This window comes from Staphylococcus sp. KUGN1 (assembly GCF_045984185.1).
In the GTDB taxonomy this organism is placed as follows: domain Bacteria; phylum Bacillota; class Bacilli; order Staphylococcales; family Staphylococcaceae; genus Staphylococcus; species Staphylococcus warneri_A.
On the sequence record NZ_JBJQIL010000003.1, the window covers coordinates 160,429 to 173,409 of the forward strand.

At 29.6% G+C, this 12,981-nt stretch carries 16 protein-coding genes and 1 pseudogene; 16 read left to right on the plus strand and 1 reads right to left on the minus strand.

The annotated features are described in order from the left end of the window. The first annotated feature begins 10 nt into the window (after nucleotides 1-10). The 14 genes and pseudogenes from ACJQQZ_RS09270 (at nucleotide 11) to ACJQQZ_RS09335 (ending at nucleotide 10,891) form a co-directional block, all read left to right on the plus strand. The gene (locus ACJQQZ_RS09270) at nucleotides 11-1,381 is read left to right on the plus strand and encodes a DNA primase family protein (protein WP_124228220.1); all 1,371 of its coding nucleotides are present in this window, start codon (nucleotides 11-13) and stop codon (nucleotides 1,379-1,381) included. 249 nt (nucleotides 1,382-1,630) lie between these two features. Next, a complete protein-coding gene (locus ACJQQZ_RS09275) occupies nucleotides 1,631-1,984 on the plus strand; it encodes a pathogenicity island protein (protein ID WP_124228221.1) in 354 nt (117 codons plus the stop codon). Next, complete coding sequence (locus tag ACJQQZ_RS09280; protein ID WP_124228222.1) at nucleotides 1,977-2,342, plus strand: hypothetical protein; 366 nt, start codon at nucleotides 1,977-1,979, stop codon at nucleotides 2,340-2,342. Before ACJQQZ_RS09275 ends, ACJQQZ_RS09280 begins: the two co-directional genes overlap by 8 nt. Further along, nucleotides 2,343-2,984 (plus strand): pathogenicity island protein, encoded by a 642-nt coding sequence (locus ACJQQZ_RS09285; RefSeq protein ID WP_124228223.1) that lies wholly within the window; start codon nucleotides 2,343-2,345, stop codon nucleotides 2,982-2,984. It begins immediately after the preceding gene. Nucleotides 2,985-3,393: 409 nt separating this feature from the next. Further along, the gene (locus ACJQQZ_RS09290; protein ID WP_145506155.1) at nucleotides 3,394-3,735 is read left to right on the plus strand and encodes a pathogenicity island protein; all 342 of its coding nucleotides are present in this window, start codon (nucleotides 3,394-3,396) and stop codon (nucleotides 3,733-3,735) included. A gap of 29 nt (nucleotides 3,736-3,764) precedes the next feature. Further along, nucleotides 3,765-4,415 (plus strand): hypothetical protein, encoded by a 651-nt coding sequence (locus ACJQQZ_RS09295; RefSeq protein ID WP_124228225.1) that lies wholly within the window; start codon nucleotides 3,765-3,767, stop codon nucleotides 4,413-4,415. 61 nt (nucleotides 4,416-4,476) lie between these two features. Further along, nucleotides 4,477-4,935: a pathogenicity island protein gene (locus tag ACJQQZ_RS09300; protein ID WP_145506152.1), complete on the plus strand. Its 459-nt coding sequence runs from the start codon at nucleotides 4,477-4,479 to the stop codon at nucleotides 4,933-4,935. A gap of 2 nt (nucleotides 4,936-4,937) precedes the next feature. After that, nucleotides 4,938-5,279 carry a helix-turn-helix domain-containing protein gene (locus ACJQQZ_RS09305; protein ID WP_107541062.1) on the plus strand — a complete coding sequence of 114 codons (342 nt, stop codon included), beginning with the start codon at nucleotides 4,938-4,940 and terminating at the stop codon, nucleotides 5,277-5,279. 4 nt (nucleotides 5,280-5,283) lie between these two features. Continuing rightward, a complete protein-coding gene (locus tag ACJQQZ_RS09310) occupies nucleotides 5,284-5,850 on the plus strand; it encodes a terminase small subunit (RefSeq protein WP_124228227.1) in 567 nt (188 codons plus the stop codon). A gap of 132 nt (nucleotides 5,851-5,982) precedes the next feature. Beyond that, nucleotides 5,983-6,501, plus strand: coding sequence for a MarR family winged helix-turn-helix transcriptional regulator (locus tag ACJQQZ_RS09315; RefSeq protein WP_408023125.1), 519 nt, complete (start codon nucleotides 5,983-5,985; stop codon nucleotides 6,499-6,501). Further along, entirely contained in the window at nucleotides 6,494-6,853 is a 360-nt protein-coding gene (locus tag ACJQQZ_RS09320; protein ID WP_124228229.1) for a rhodanese-like domain-containing protein, read from the plus strand. The genes ACJQQZ_RS09315 and ACJQQZ_RS09320 overlap by 8 nt, the downstream gene beginning before the upstream one ends. After that, nucleotides 6,850-7,074: pseudogene (locus ACJQQZ_RS09325) on the plus strand (terminase small subunit); the annotation flags it as partial. The gene ACJQQZ_RS09320 and the pseudogene ACJQQZ_RS09325, both read left to right, overlap by 4 nt. 2,770 nt (nucleotides 7,075-9,844) lie before the next feature. Then, nucleotides 9,845-10,078: a hypothetical protein gene (locus ACJQQZ_RS09330; protein WP_241004985.1), complete on the plus strand. Its 234-nt coding sequence runs from the start codon at nucleotides 9,845-9,847 to the stop codon at nucleotides 10,076-10,078. A 558-nt stretch (nucleotides 10,079-10,636) separates the two neighbouring features. Then, nucleotides 10,637-10,891: a GlsB/YeaQ/YmgE family stress response membrane protein gene (locus tag ACJQQZ_RS09335; RefSeq protein WP_002451497.1), complete on the plus strand. Its 255-nt coding sequence runs from the start codon at nucleotides 10,637-10,639 to the stop codon at nucleotides 10,889-10,891. 74 nt (nucleotides 10,892-10,965) lie between these two features. On the opposite strand, the gene ACJQQZ_RS09340 is transcribed toward ACJQQZ_RS09335, so the two are convergent. Continuing rightward, nucleotides 10,966-11,142 (minus strand): hypothetical protein, encoded by a 177-nt coding sequence (locus ACJQQZ_RS09340; protein ID WP_182459457.1) that lies wholly within the window; start codon nucleotides 11,140-11,142, stop codon nucleotides 10,966-10,968. Nucleotides 11,143-11,556: 414 nt separating this feature from the next. Here ACJQQZ_RS09340 and ACJQQZ_RS09345 point away from each other — a divergent pair, with 414 nt between their 5' ends. Both ACJQQZ_RS09345 and ACJQQZ_RS09350 read left to right on the plus strand, forming a co-directional pair. Continuing rightward, nucleotides 11,557-12,186: a LysE family translocator gene (locus tag ACJQQZ_RS09345; protein ID WP_002451495.1), complete on the plus strand. Its 630-nt coding sequence runs from the start codon at nucleotides 11,557-11,559 to the stop codon at nucleotides 12,184-12,186. Between the two features lie 20 nt (nucleotides 12,187-12,206). After that, entirely contained in the window at nucleotides 12,207-12,785 is a 579-nt protein-coding gene (locus ACJQQZ_RS09350; RefSeq protein ID WP_124228233.1) for a histidine phosphatase family protein, read from the plus strand. Nucleotides 12,786-12,981: the final 196 nt, after the last annotated feature.

The window sequence follows — 12,981 nt, forward strand, 5'->3', positions numbered from 1 at the left end:
GAGGCATTTTATGGCAACATTTCCAAACTTTTTGGAAGATAAAACAATATTTGATGAAAAAGATTTCTTTGATGGGAATAGATTTAAGTTCTATGAATTTGCCTTGTTCTTATATGAAGAATATCACGGTTGCTATATTGATAACCGTCCACATGTTTATACAGGTAAAAAGTACGAGCCACTTAATATAGATGTTGTCCGTAAAATGACTATTAAATATATTCCATCACTAAGAGAACAACAAAATAAAGAAGTGTATCAGAAGTTAAAAACATTATGTTTGAGTAATTATCAAGAGCAATGTTCAGCACGTTATATAGGTTTGAAAAACGGCATATATGACACGGTAGAAGAAAAGTTAAAGCCATTTAGTCCTCAATACTATATAACGAATATTATTGATGTTGATTACGATGAGAATTCACAAAGCGATTTGATAGAAAAGTTCATCAAAGATATTTCAAATGAAGATGAAGAAGTAGAACAACTTATTTATGAAATGATTGGCTACGGTCTATATCGTGATAATTTCTTACAAGTTGCGTTCTTTTACTATAGTCCAGGCGGCAATGGTAAAACTACTTTATTTAAATTATTGCACCATTTCTATAACCCAGAAAATACTACAGCATTATCTTTTAATGACTTAAACGATAAATTTAAACCTGCAAACTTACAAGGTAAATTAGTGAACATTGCTGATGATATAGATCCAAACAGAATTAAAGATACAGGCAACTTTAAAATTATTGTTACTGGTAACTACATTACACTTGAATTTAAAGGACAAGATGCATTTGAGTTCAAACCGTATGTAAAACTTATATTTGCTAGTAATGAATTGCCGATGAGTAATGACAAAAGTGAGGGCTTTTATAGACGTATGGTTATTATTCCTATGTTGCGTAAATTTGGAAAAGACGGACAAAAGAAAGACCCGATGTTATTAAATAAATTGATAACACCACATAATATGTCAGCATTGCTTAACTTAGCATTAAAAGGTTTAAAGAGAACGTTAGAAAACAATGAGATTATCGAACCTCAAATCGCTAGAAAAACAAAAGAAGAATATCAGCACGACAATAACCCAATCTTGCAATTTATCGAAGATGCAGAAGATAAAGACTATAGACAGTTACCAGTAGTTGAGGGAAGAAACACTGATAAAGCATACGAAATATATCAAATATGGTGTGCTAAAAATGGCTATCATCATATGAATAAGTTTAACTTCTCTAAAGAATTAGCAAAGATTGGATATAAAACAGTTAGTTATTATTCGAGAGCAGAAGAAAAAAGTAAAAGATTTTATAAAAAAGACAATACCACAGTAATTTATGATACTGACGGTAAAGTTCTAAAAAATCTCACAGAATAAGTGTGAGTATATCATATTAAGTGTGAGGTTATAAAAGTTGATATAACAGTGTTTATATATATTTCCTCACATCTCACACTTTATTTTAACTTTAAAATGAATCTTCAAAATTTGTTATATATATTTTAATATTTACAATTTGCTTATTTATCTGTGAGGTGTGAGGAATAAGCCTTAAGTATTGATTTAACTAGGTTTAAAGCATTACAGGTTGGTGTGAGAAAAAAGAATATACTGTGAGGTTTTGTAATGAACAATATAAAAAATGAGTTAGTAGATTATATTAAAAACAATGCTGGTACATCATTTGTGGAAATAGAAAAAGTATTCGATGAAAATGACTTTGATTATAAAGGTCAAGGAGCATATACCAGTGCAGAGAATAACAATATCGTATTTTGGTATGGATGGAATAAACAAGCGTTTGATGTAGTAAGTGGGTTAGTCAACGATGGTGTGATTGAAATGAGTAGATGTGAATCAATAATTTATATAGTTGATGGTAAAGGTTTAAACTTTCCTATTTTGAAGTCAGATGATGTAGAAACATATCATTGGTTGCCGGTAACTTTTAGTTTAACTAAGGAGGCGCTACATGACTGATTTAGAACAGTTAAAGAATGATGTAACTAACTTCATTGATGAAAAAGGAGACGTATTTATATATGAACTAGAACCGTTATTTGATAAAGCAGGAATACCGTTTGACGGTGAACGTTCACTGATATTTAAAGAGAAGAAAAATCAAGTAATCTTTTATCATTGTTCAACGGAATCTGGTTCAGTCATAAGTGAATTGAGCAACGAAAATAAAATATTAATCAAGCATAAACCTAGTGCAGTGAATAGATATTTATTAGATGGAAAAGTACCACCATTGCCATTGGCTATCACTGATGAGGTAAGTAAACCATCATGGATACCAGTAGTATTACGAATAAAAGATAAAGGAGCAAACTAGATGAATATTGAAATTATCGCAAATCAATTTGAAACAAGAGCAGGCACGTTATTAAGATACTACACGGGATTATTGGATAGTAGTAGAAAGACACCATTTGGATTCAAAATATATAACGATCCGTTTGATATAGTGTATGTGGTCTTGGAGGGGAATTTATACGGTCACATTTACATTCAAGACTGCAATGTGAGAAAAGCGTTTGAATTAGCGTCTCCTAAGCATACTGAAGGACTTATAAGAAGTATTGAGGGGCATTATGCAGGTTATGAAATACCAGATGGGACACATGACACTATCAGCGATATGATGGCTAGTTTCATGTTTGATAACGAATACTTCATGTATGGATTGGAAACATTCGCAGAAAGTAATAATACTGATATGTTCAAGTATATGGAAAAAGATTTTGGCGTAGAAGAACTTGAGGGCATTCAGTCTAGTAATGCTGATGTGATAGGTAATATGGAAATGTTATACCAGTTAGCAACAGGGATTAATGAACCAGCAACAGAATTAGTTGAGGGATTGAAGTTGGTAACTGAATTTGTGCAAGATGAGAACGCTACACAAGAGGATTACAAAGCGTTAGAGCGTAAGTTAAGTGAATTGAAAGCAACTTATTATAGTTTAAATAAGTAGTGTTAAGAGGGGTCACATATGTTGTGTGGCTCCTATATAAAAATAGGAAAGGTTTTATGAAGGTATGAAAAAATAGCAGAGTTCAAATTTAGGCTTTGATTAAAAACTAAAAAAAGCTAAGTATTCAAAAATTCATAAGGGGCAAAACTACACTCTTAAATAGAACGTTTGTTCTTATTAGAGAGTTTGTGAAAGTATATGAATGTCATTATAAATATTGTTATATCAATGTTTAAGTTGAATGATAAGAAATAATTAAAATCAGTAAAATAGAGAACGTAAGTTTGCGTTTTAAGTGTAAATTTAGTATAATAGAGATAAGGAGAAAAAGTTCAGAGCGAAAGAAATCATGTGTAAGAATCATTGAAAATTAGGGGACAACAAATACTAATATATAAGAGGTTTTGACATGATAAAAACGATAGAAAAACAGGTAGCTCAACCACCAACCGAATATTTAAGAGTTTATGATATTATTCAGAACTCAAATGAAAAGTATGTAACTAAGACTAAGATATTGAATCAACTGGGTTATCCCCTAAATAAAGCCAATGATAGATGGCTTACACAAGTTATTACTAGCTTAATTATTAACTATCAATATCCAGTAGGTTATAGCTATAAGAAAGATGCTAGAGGCTACTACATCATTAAAAGTGAAGAAGATAAGCAACAAGCTATCTATAGTGTTAAACGCCAAGTATTAGGCGCACAGGCACGCTTAAAAGCGTTAGAAGAAATAAAAGTATAAAAAATTTGAAAAGAAAGAGGTATAAGAGTATGACGACAACAACCAAGCAAAATACATGGGGTGTATTCTTTGATGATAGGAAATATAGAAATCTATTAGGAGATTTAGACGATCTATTTACTGAAACTAAGACAATGTATAGACAGGGCTATCGTCCAGATGTCATTGATAAGCAACAACAACCAAAAGTTGAGGCGTTAACTGAAAGTTTTAAACAGTTTGCTATAAATAAGATGGAAGATATCAAAAATAAACTAGATACATTAACTGAACAAGCGCAACAGGATTATAACAATCCTCAATCAGAAATGTTAAAGCGCCAAGATCTATCAGCTAAAATTGATTTAATTGATAACACTGAAGTTATCGCAATGATTGTAAATGCTGATGCTACTAATACGACGGTATATGAATTGAAGTTACTCCAAGATGTCATCAATAAGCGATTTACTGAAAGTGAAAAAAATAAAGTAGCCATGAGTTTTGAAACATTGAAACAAAATGTTCTATATCCAGAGCGTAATGATGAATTTGCTCAACTTGAATATAACTATAACGTAATTAATCAAACGGGAATGGATAACAGTGGTGTGGTTGTAACAGAAAATGAATATGGTTCAGTGGATTTCAAAACGATTAATGACCGATATGCTGATGCAATCAAAAGTGTGACAAAATAAAAACTAACTAGCGCCTATCCTTAATTGGGTAGGCTCATTCTATATTATTGGGGGTATTATCGTGCAGGAACATACTAATGAATCATATCAACAATCAAAGATATCTGAATATGAGTTATTAACAAAATATAATCCTAAATACATTAATTCTAAAATCAAAACGGCACAGTCACATATAGATGAGATGTATCATTTAAGTACTTCCATTACAACATGTGACCAGATTATGGGTATTATTTCTGTATCTTATCCAGTTGATAAGCTCGTGATTTGGATTAGTGAAACAAAAGCTAATTTGAAACGCTTTAAAGATGATTCAGCAATACGATTATATTTATTAAAGCAGGTGCTCAATACCTATACCAAAGAAGAACAACAAAAAGTGGTTAGATACATGCAATCGCATGGACGTATCAAGACGCATGAGCTCATTGAACGTTTGCAGGTAGATTTATACAACATTAGCCATGATACGCCTTTAACAAAGGCTAGTGAGCCACAACAGACAATGGTGGTGTGATTATGTTTGTTGGTGATAAAGAGACACTGAAAGACTTTATATTAAACTACCATAATAATGTGGATGATGATTATAAGTATGTATCAGTTAATGATTTCTTTACGTTAAATGATGATGTAGAAGAATATTCATATCAAACAATTAATGCAGATGAACATATATTTATGAATGACCTAGATATCCTGGTTGATCGTATTGCAGATTTTAGAGAATACAATATTTTTATGTTGCTATGTAATGGACGCACATTTAATGATATAGCTCAAATACTAGAAATTACCCAATCCAGAGTCCAACAATTATTTGATGGTTTACTAAATAAAGTTATAGAAAATAAGGAGTGATTCAATGGACAAATTAACGCCTAAACAAGAGCGTTTTGTGAATGAGTATATGAAGACACTTAATGTTACTCAAAGCGCTATAAATGCCGGTTATAGCTCAAATAGTGCACACGTAACAGGTAGCAGACTACTGCGCAATGAGAAAGTAAAAGACTATATTCAAAGCAAGAAAGATGAGATTATAGACGATACAATTTTAACTGCAAAAGAAACGTTATATTTACTTACAAAATCAGCTGTTGGTGATGAAACTGAAACTAAGGAAGTTGTGGTTAAGAAAAGCTCATTTGAGCGCAACCCAGATACAGGACGTATGAATCTTGTATACAATGAGCATGTGGAAACAGTAGAAGTACCAATTAAGCCAAGTGATCGTTTAAAAGCACGTGATTTACTTGGTAGATACCACAGTATCTTTACTGATAAAGTAGATATGAATGTGGCGACACCAATATTTATAGATAGTATCGGTCAAGATGACGAAATGAATGAGCGAGATTTAGAAAAGTTAAGTAAACAATATCCTAATGCAGAATTTCACATTGATGATATAGGGAGATTTGAGGAGTAGTATAAACAAGCACCAGGCCTAAGCGGTTTGGTGTTTTTGTTATATGAAGTGTATTTATACTTTTCAAATACTAAAAGGTATGTTAAGTTTTAAGTAGTTAGGTGCCTAACTATATTTTAGGGGTGAATTCACGTGAATGAATTTTATTTGATAGATAGCCCAACTTATAAAAAGTTAGAATGGCTAAAAAAGAAGTATAGTAACTTAGATATTATTTCAGTTATGTTGTTTCTTGAGATTAATAAAACCTATAAACTTATGAAAAATGATTACGATAGTTTTATAGAAGATTATGAATTGACAGAGGCTAAATTTTCAATATTGATGTTGCTATTATATGAAGAGGATTTAACGCTATCACCGTCAGAATTATCCAAGAAAATAGGTAATAAAAAGTCAACTATTACTGGTATTATTAAAGGATTAGAAAGACAAGGATTAATTAGAAGAGTGAACATATCTAATGATAAAAGAACTAGTTATGTACAAATGACTGAATTAGGTTATTCAAAATTAAATGAGTTTTTACCACATAACTATGACTTTGTTTCAAATGTAATTAGTGGTTTTGATGAACAAGAAAAAGAAATGTTTTTCCATTTAATGAATAAGTTACGTAATAATATTGAAAGGGATGGAGAAGATGAATAGAATTGAATTTTTAGAAACTTTTTTAAGCTTGTATATTAATCACCATGTTGTTCTTGAAGATATGGAAAAAGGTACAAATAAATATACTGTTATAGATGTTAGAAACGCACCAAAGAAAGTAAAAAAAGATAAAATAAAAGGTTCAATTGAAATACCAACTAAGGAATTACATGAACATTTAGGTGAATTATCAAAAGATAAGATCTATGTTGTATATGATTGGACTGGTGGAACTATTTTAGGTAAACGAGCATTATTGGAATTATATCAAAATGGTTTTGAGGCATACGAATTAGCTGGTGCTCTAGAGGGATGGAAAGGCATGAGTTTACCATTAGAAGATGTAGAATGATTGTTAAACGTGGTGAGTATAAAGAGAACCCACATAATGGCAAAGTCCAATTAGTTTATAATGAATATGTTGAACTTATAGAGGTTCCTATTAAGTCTAGTGAGCGCTTACGTGCTCGTGATATGTTGGGTAAATATCATAAATTATTTACAGATAAACAAGAAATTACAAATCGTAATTTTGAAATTAACATAGGCGAATGGGATGAAGAAGTGGAATAAATACCACAATATATACTGATAAAGTAGATATGAATGTGGCGACACCAGTTTTTATAGATAGTATTGGTCAAGACTATGAAGAGAAATGAGCGAGATTTAAAAGAATTGGAAAATAATATCTAAATAGTGAGATTTAAGAAGGAATATATCTACTTATCTATGTTTAATACTTAAAAAAATGGTTATATTAATATAGCAGTTATGCATTTGTATAACTTTAAACACTCAAAAAACTATAGTTTTTACTACACTTATTTAAGATATGGTATTTATCTTCTATTTATTAAATAATTATTTTCCCTTAGATTTTCACCCAATCTCTTGTTATTAGTAAAGCTTTCGTTAACCATATCTTAATAAGGTAGTTTTTTTTTTTGTAAAATGCTTCATTTGGGGTTATATTTATAAGAAATTAATGGTAGATTAATAGTAGTGAGATATTAATTACGTTCTCACGAGGCATTCTATCATCATTATTAGTTTTCTTTCGAAAGATAGTCCTAGTGGCTATCTTTTTGTATTGTGAAAGTCTTTGTAAGTGTGTTATAATCTACGTCTAAAACTAAAACTTTTTTACATCTAAAGTACTCAAAAATGAGTACTTTAGTTTCAAACTAAAGTTACGTAAATAAAATTGTAAATTTTTGCATTATAGAGTTCAATATTATATTATATATATTAGTAATTGATAACCTCATATATTCGTTACTATTTAAGAACAGTTTATTTAACTGTTCTTATTTTTATGGTATTATATACAATACATGCAACCCTTTGTAGAAAGCTATAAAAAATCCCTGACTAATTTACTTATGCATGTCACTGGGTAAATTCGACATACTTTTTAACTCAGAGTCATTGACCGTATCAGTTATGATACGGTTTTTTTATGAAAGGATTGTCAAAAAATTGTAAATTAATGTGATTTCATCATTAGTAAAATAATGATACATTAAAATAGGAATATAAACGCTACAAAATAATTGTAGTGATTTTGCTTTGAAATATTCCCTCTTGTTTCTATTTGTGTAAAAAGCAGTCATAGTGACTGCTTTTTTATTGAATGACATATTAAATCTTGTTTTTATGTACGATGGTATGTTATAACATAAATATCACATGAAGTGAGAACTCATAAAATATCTTTTACTTTCTGCAAAACCACGTTCATTGTGATCGTGGTTTTTAATTTGTAAAAATGTTATGATTAGTTACGGAGTTCCCCAACTCCATTATTGCTTACGCATTTAAATATCTTTTCGCCACACTCTATATTGAGTGTGGTTTTCTGTATTGAATAAGAATTGTAATGATTGAATCAACTGAATTTAAATAATAGTACAATAATAACCGTCATACATATTGCATATAAAATAGTCCATAATGTGTAAATTATCTTATGATGGTGGTCTGTTAAATTAAATAACATGTATAGATAATAAGAGAACAGCAAAAGACAAATAAAACAGAGTACATATAGGCATACTATGACAAAGGTCAATGCATCATCACCTCACTAAAAATTCATCTATTTTTAGTTTAACAGATATTTTAATTTATTTAGTGAATACTATGTTTAAAATTTAAATTTCTAGGTATTATATGATCGTCCAACTTTGTTTATTTATGTTTTTTGCGCTACATCTTTTAGGTGTAGTGCTTTTTAATGTGAGAAATCTATTTTGTTGCAATGGAGGAACGAGTTCGTGTGACTAAATATGTTTAAAATATAAGAAATCGGTTAGACAATGGTAGAGTCAATGGAGCCAGTTGGCTCTACCCCTTTGTATAATATTCATGAAAACCCCAACACCACTTTAATTAGTGGTGTTTTTTTATGTTTAAATTATTAGAAACCGGTTATACGTATAATAGATTTTAAGCAAATCTATTTTCATTCAAATCTCCATTGTTTTACTTAGCTTAACTAGGTTATGCCACATCTTTTTTAAGGTGTGGTATTTTTATGTTTAAATTATTAGAAATCGGTTATAATATCTGTAGAGCTGGTCACTCGTTTTTAAGATCTTCAATATTTTTTCAATCTTTAAAGAATACCATATCTATTTAAATAGGTATGGTATTTTTTTATGTTCTGAGAAACGTCCTGTGTTACAGTGGCAAATATTATTTCGTAACTATACTATGTGTGTTAATGGTAAATGAATTTGGCGTCATGAAATGCAAGATCAGTATAATTAGTAAATCTAATTATGAAATAGCAGAAGATTAAAGCAAGTTAAAGAAAATGATCTTGGCATGGTGAGTGATCAAATTGATTAAAGTCAGTAAATTTAAACAGAACTCAAGTAACTAAATTTATAAAAGTTAGTGAAGAACTTTCTGATGATTCCACGTGGAATCAAACAATTTTAAGGGCAAAAAAAAGGCATAATTTTGAAACAAAGAGCAAGAGTATGAACTTTAATTTAACGATGGCATAGCTATATATACTGATTTATAGGCGTTTTGATTGTTGATGGAATGTTATAAAATATGTCTATATAAAAGAAGAACAATAATATATAGTTTATTGTCGGAACCTTGTAGGCTTAGCCTATGAGGTTCTTTTTTGTTTTCAAAAACTTCATGAGGGATATTCAATATATAAATAATGTGAATCTGAGGACTTTGAAATTTTCCATGTGTGGAGTTGCTTAGTTATTTTTGTTAATCTTAAAGTATACATAATGATTTATTGATTTTTACGGGGTGATGGGTAATCAATTCTAAAGTGAATGAAGTAATTAAAGGTGTATGTATTAATTTAATGATTACATTTGCAATTGGTATAGCAATTACTTATTTTAACTTTGATTACGGTATTGATAATGCCTTTTTTCATTTTTTAGAAAAAATTAGCGTTGTAAAGTTCTTTGACAATCATTCTGCGAATACTGCAGTGACGCTAGGACTATTGTTAACAGCTTATGAAGTCATTGATACATTATTTTTAGAGGATGATGAAGAGGATGAAACTGAGCGCTCTATACACGAAAAATAAATCACGAATAAAGAAAAGCTATGGCTGAAATTGATTGAATGTCAGTGCCATAGCTTTTCTTAATTATTGTTATTAAAACGACCTAATAAAAATGAAGTTATACTACTTAAAATAATTAATATAATAAGAAAAGAAAGTAGATAAATTTGATTGCTTTCAACATGAAAACCCATCTCAAATTGACCATGTAAATGACCATTAATATAAAAATTGAGTGTAATAATGATCAGAATTAAAATAATAGATATCGCACTTAATAAATCGAAACCTATTTTAAAAATGAAAAATTTATTTTTATTTGCGTTCAAGATGATACAACCTTTCATATTCTTAGAAAATAATAAGTCGGTACCATCCCATTTGTTTATTGTACATTCGTTATTGAATGAATTGCAATTAGAAATTTTAAATGAATGGTTAATAATTATCAATATATAAATATCTATTTTTTTACTAGTTTTAATAAATTTTTAACTAAAATTGTTTCGGGATGTGATTATGGGGTATACACCATAGGTAGACATAATGATAATTATGTATTGAAAGGAGTGAAGACACATGTTCGGATTAATAGGAATGATCATCGTAGGTGGTCTTATCGGTTGGATTGCAGGTGCAATTCTTGGTAAAGATATCCCAGGCGGTATTTTAGGTAATATTATTGCTGGTATCGTAGGTGCATGGGTTGGTTCAATGATCTTTGGACATTGGGGACCAGAACTAGGTAAAATTTATATCTTCCCAGCATTATTAGGTTCAATTATTTTAATTTTCGTGGTATCACTTATTTTAAAAGCTTTAAGAAAAAAATAATTGTAACATAGCAATAGAGATGACCTTAATTGATAAGGACATCTCTATTTTTTTATTATTTAATAGTAGCCCAATTACTCGACGTAAATACTGGCTAAAATGGTCATTAGAAGTGTTAGTAAACATGCTAGAAGGATGATATTTTGTACTTTAATTGAATTACTTTTATAACCATTTTGTCTGTAAATATAAAATAAAAACAACCATGACAAAATGACGAGTATACCTAAAATAATAATCACTATTTTCATAACATATATACCTCCTCATTGGTTACGTACCCTAATCGATTGATCATAATTGAAGAGTTATATTGAGTAAAGTGATTATAAAAATATATATCATTTAAATTTAGACAAAAAAAGAGGATGACGCTGGGTAACGCCATCCAGGAGTATTATGTTCATGAATATAAAAGACTTTGTAGTTACTTATTAACTACATGTATATAATATCATGAATTATATTATATTACCAATTAAAACAACTTAATTCTAAAATAAATTTTTCGTTGTGTACATTTAATTATAAATATGCAATCATATCATTCATTTTTTAATTTTATTTATCATATATGCATGAATAGTTAGTCAATTCTTAATATTTTTCGAAGTGTTGTATGTTTATGCATGGATTGATACGATAGCTTTATGGAGGGATTCATTTTGGAAGGTATATTAACATTTATATTGATTTCACTCTTAATCATCATTGTACCTGGACCTGATTTTCTAATTGTAATGAAAAATACGGTCCATTCAGGAAAAAGAAACGGTATGATGTCCGCATTAGGTATTACCACGGGTCATATTGTTTACGCTAGTTTAGCTATTTTTGGAATTATATACATATTAACAAGTTTATATTATGTCTTTGTTTTGATTAAAGTACTTGGTGCATGTTATTTAATCTATTTAGGCGTACGCTCTATCTTATCAGCACGTCAATCGATGTCATTTAATGATAAAAAACAAGACTTAAATCAAGTGTCATATCTATCATCATATAGACAAGGTTTCTTAAGTACGATATTAAATCCTAAAGCATTACTTTATTACATGAGTATATTACCTCAATTCTTATCACAAGGAAATATACATATGACCTCTCAAGTTGCAGTTTTAGCATTATCGGTAGTGCTTGTAACATGTTGTTGGTTCCTATTCTGCGTCTTTATATTTCAATATATTAAATTACTGTTCAGTAATCCTAAAATTAAAGCTATTTTTGATTATGCGGTAGGAATTATTTTAATTGGATTATCAATTAATTTATTATTAAGTAAAACAAGTTAATATGAGCGAGGAGATTCAAAATGAAAATATATTTAGTAAGACATGGTGAATCTAAATCCAATTATGATAATAAGTATGGGGAACCATATTTTTGTGGTCAACTTAATGTGCCATTAACGCAACAAGGTACAGAGAGCGCACAAACATTAGTGAATTATTTTACGAATAAAAATATTGATCATGTATATGTTTCAAGCTTATTGAGAACACAACAAACGTATGAAGCAATATTTCCTTATAATATACCGACAACATTTACTGATTTATTAAAAGAAAGATCACTAGGTGTCTTTGAAGGGAAATATAAAAAAGAAGTGTCACAGGATGAAACCTTTTATAAATATTTTAATGATGATAACTTCAAAGATTTCCGTCATAGCTTTACTCAAAAAGCACCAGAAGGAGAAAGTTATCAAGACGTATTTGATAGAGTAGCAACTTTTTTCAATTCTATTGTTGATCATAATGCAGATCCAATTGTCATAGTTGCCCATCAGGTTGTCATTAGATGTATCTTTGTGTATTTAGAACAAATAACGAAAGATGAAGCGTTAACTGCTAAAATTGAGAACTGTAAACCTTATCTTATTGAAATGTAAAAAAGAGTGAAATGCCCCTAAATGAAAGGTGCATTTCACTTTTTTAAATTTAAGACGTCCAGTAGTCTAAATAGATACATTTTAATTTGTTGACCTTTTCTTTTGTTTCGATGAGTCCACTATGAGCGTTACAAAAACACTTATTATAATTAAAATTGAAGATATAGTAGCGGTAACGCCAATCCAATAGTTTTCC